Source organism: Myxococcus llanfairpwllgwyngyllgogerychwyrndrobwllllantysiliogogogochensis (genome assembly GCF_006636215.1).
In the GTDB taxonomy this organism is placed as follows: Bacteria; Myxococcota; Myxococcia; order Myxococcales; family Myxococcaceae; genus Myxococcus; species Myxococcus llanfairpwllgwyngyllgogerychwyrndrobwllllantysiliogogogochensis.
The window spans coordinates 1-380 of sequence record NZ_VIFM01001054.1 but is presented as its reverse complement, the minus strand read 5'-3'; the positions used below and the strand labels follow the sequence as shown (position 1 = coordinate 380).

The 380-nt window shown below is 50.3% G+C and carries 1 protein-coding gene; it reads right to left on the bottom strand.

Annotated features, from left to right (window positions below; all coding sequences use genetic code 11):
- A partial coding sequence (locus FJV41_RS56825; protein ID WP_220138093.1) for a hypothetical protein occupies positions 1-380 on the bottom strand: 380 nt, incomplete at both ends.

Sequence of the window (380 nt, the reverse complement as noted above, 5' to 3'; positions counted from 1 at the left end):
GCTAAAGTACCCCTCGAGCAATGCCTGGAACAGCTGCGGCAGACGCTGGGTGTAACCATTAGCATTAACCATAAGGCCGTTGTTAGCGTTGGTGGAAAAACTTATGCCACCAACCGACGCCTGGTTGCTTAACTGATCAAGCGCCAGCCCTGCGAGATAATCATTGAGCGCAAACATCACCTGATTGCGGGCGCTGTCCATGGCTTTCGGATTACGCAAAATCAGGCTGACATCAGCTTTGGGCTCGCTGGCAAAATAACGGCTTGGCGCATACACCACGCGCAGATTCGACTCATCAACAATCAGCTCTGGATGGTCGTATTTCTTCTCTGACTTAATCAGCGAGAAATCATCAGGAATATAAGGGTTAAGCTCTGGCA